The sequence below is a fragment of the Kitasatospora sp. NPDC051170 genome (assembly GCF_044455705.1).
Taxonomy (GTDB): domain Bacteria; phylum Actinomycetota; class Actinomycetes; order Streptomycetales; family Streptomycetaceae; genus Kitasatospora.
In genome coordinates this window covers 1-3,129 of record NZ_JBITFA010000043.1, presented here as the reverse complement: position 1 = coordinate 3,129, position 3,129 = coordinate 1, and the positions used below count along the sequence as shown (strand labels likewise).

Below are 3,129 nucleotides of genomic sequence, written 5' to 3'. Positions count from 1 at the left end.
AGCAGAGACCCCCCGACGGATTCGCAGTCCATATGCCGGGGGGTCCAATACAGCTCGGTGTCGAGTGTAGGGGAGATCTCTCCCCTGTCACCACCGCACCGGGCGCGAGAGGACTCCGTGCCCACCCGAAAGACCTCACCGACCGTGCCCGCTCAGGCCACGGTGACCAGCATCCGTCCGGGCGTCTCCACCGCCGGACTCCTGCCCATCGCGGGCATGAAGAGCGGCTGGTTCTTCGACCCCCGGTCCCGCGAGATCCTGCACCAGGCGAAGGCCGGCGCCGAGACGCTGCCCGTCGGCATGGTGCCCCCGGTCCGTGGCCGGGTGACCTACCGCATGTCCGACCGCTCCCACACCCGGATCGGGTTCCTGCTGGAGAGCAAGGAGGGCAAGCGCCGGATCGCCACCACCTCCGAGATCCACGACGGCAGCTACGCGGACAAGATCGGCGAGCCGCGCCCGGTCGGCCCCGACCAGCGCCAGGCGTTCGCCCAGGTCATGTCCGAGGAGGTGAAGGCCGCGCCGGAGCTGGCGGGCATCGCGGTGAAGAGCGAGAACGGCACGCTCGTGCTGCCAGACCCCGACGCGCAGGAGTACGGCTACCTGCGGCTCGGTGACCCCGACGAGGCCGGCGCGCGGGCGGCCTGGGCCACCGTGATCCGGTCAGCCATGGCGTCCGAGCGGACCACCCTGGTCATCGGCGCGGTCTTCGCCGGGCCGCTGATCTCCTCCCTTCCCGGCGTGCACGCCCACGTGCTGAACCACCTCGGCAGCCCGCAGCAGGGCAAGTCGCTGGTCCAGATCGTCCAAGCGTGCCTGCTGGGCGACCCCAGTGACGCGGGGATGCTGTTCAAGGAGCTGTCCAGCACGGCGAACGCTCTGCCCGAGCTGCTGCTACTGGTCCGCTACCTGCCGATGATCCGCGAGGAGATCTCCTCCGGCGGCCTGACGCTGGCCCAGATCCGGGCCCTGATCTCGCGCATCATCGGCGGCGGTCGGCGCGACCGGATCAGCGTCGATGGCACCGTCCGGTTCCAGGTCGGCGCGTGGAAGTCCGTGCTGTCCACGTCCTCGAACGAATCGTTGTTCCACCCCGGCCAGCCTGAGTCCTGGGCGTCCCGGGTGATCGAGATCGGCGCCCCGTTCTTCGCCTCCGGCGCCGACGCGCAGGCCGCCGCCGCCGCCGCCACCCAGTTCCACGGCTGGCCGCTGCACTGGGCGAACTCCAGCGGCCAGTTCACCGGCGAGAAGATCGCCGAGTGGCGCGCGCTGCACCTACAGATCACCCAGCGCCTCAGCAGCTCGGACGGCGGTGTGGCGCTCACCCTGGCCCGGACCGTGGCCGCGTGGTGCGTCGGCGCCCACCTGCTCGGCGTGGTGCTGGGCATCCCCGAGCTGGGCGAGCGCGCCTTTGAGGACGCGCGCGCCGAGCTGCCGCGCATCGTGGACGCCGCCGTGGAGAACAACCAGAGCGCCGGGGCGGTCCTGTGGGAGAAGCTGGCCGGTCTCATCGGCACCGAGCCGCTGTCCTGGCCCGACTACCGCCAGCTCGGCACCAACTCGAAGACCGGCGAAGAGGAGCTGCCGATCCGGACCATGCTGGGCTACTGGTACGACGGGAAGAAGGGTCTGGAGATCCACGTCCTCAAGACGACGATGGACACGCTGGCCAAGCAGGCCGGGATCGACACGACCACACCGGGGCTGACCGAGATGCGCAAGCACGGCATCCTGCGCTCCACCCAGGGCGCCACGAAGTTCACGTCGAAGCCCCCGGGCGAGCACCTGCGCAAGCAGGTCCCGGGCATGGTCTACATCCTCAACGTGGACAAGGCACGGGCCCTCTACAACGAGGCCGCCGAAGCCACCGTGCTGCCGGAGGTCGAGGCCCCTGCGGACGGCTCGCCGATCGCCCGAGCCGAGCTGGCCGCCGCGCAGGGCGCCACCGCGCTCCCGGCCCCGGCCCCATTCACAGCCCCGGCCCTGCCGGTCCAGGCGCCGGCCGATCCGGTGGCGGCCGTGGTCCCGCCCCGGCCCGAGCTGCCCCCGCGCATCGTGTTCCCCGCCCCGGAGCGGGCCGTGGTGGACGGGCGCTGGGACACCCTGGAGAAGGCCGGCGGCCGGACCGCCGACGCCGCCGCCCTGGGCGTGCTCGGCGCCGACGGGCTGCACCTGCCCAACTCCTTGCCGGTGCCGGTGGAGCTGCCCGAGTCGGTGGGCCAGGTGGTCCCGCTCATGGACGCCTACGGGCTCAAGACCCTCTACCTGCACGCGAGCGCCGTGCGGGCGCTCGGCCTGCCCGCCTACGACCGGCGCAAGCCCGGCGGCCGGACCGCCCCCGTCGCCCACGCCTGGGCGACCCCGGCCGAAGGCGGGCCGGTGCTGCGCGTGGTCCAGGGCGGCCTGGTCCCCTGGATGACCCTGGAGACCACCGACGGACGCCGCCTGAGCCTCGCGATCCCGGAGTACGAGGACCGCATGGACAAGCGCGTCCGGCATGGCTTCTCGGGCCCGACCGAAGCCGCGGTACTGCTGGACGCGCTGATGGTCTACCTGCTGTCCACCCTGCACGGGACCGCCGGGAAGCCGAAGGTCGTGCCGTACTACATGAGCCCGAACAAGACCGGAGAGGACTACGCGGGCGGCCTCTACCGGGACGACGTGACCAGCCAGGCTGTCCGGCGCGGCGAGGTGAAGCCGCTCTCGATGAACCTGCCGTCGGTGCTCAAGCTCCAGTGGGACCGGGCCCCGGAGGCTGCCGAGCGCGACGCGAAGTGGCTGCACCAGTACGACAAGAGCGCCGCGTGGCTGGCGGCGTGGGGGAGCACGCCGCTCGGCATCGGCGAGCCTGAGCACTACCTTGCCGAGCGTGACGGCGACCTGCCCGAGATCCCCCGGGACACCCCGGGCCTGTGGCGAGTCTCCAACCCGCCCGGGAGCGGCCTGCCGGGCCTGCCCGACTTCCGGTTCGAACCGGACGAGAACGGCGGGTTCTGGGTGCGCTCCACGCCCGCGCTCAAGGTCGTGTGGGACGTCTACCCGGACTGGGTGCCGGACGTCCTGGAGGCGTACTACTGGCCCGTCAAGAAGCGGGCCCTGCACGGCGCCTACGAGCTGCTGTCGAAGGGC

1 protein-coding gene is annotated in these 3,129 nt (G+C 72.0%); it reads left to right on the top strand.

Annotated features, from left to right (window positions below):
* Positions 1 to 144: 144 nt before the first annotated feature.
* On the top strand, positions 145 to 3,129 hold a 2,985-nt coding region (locus ACIBCA_RS37120), incomplete at its 3' end, for a DUF927 domain-containing protein (protein WP_396287601.1).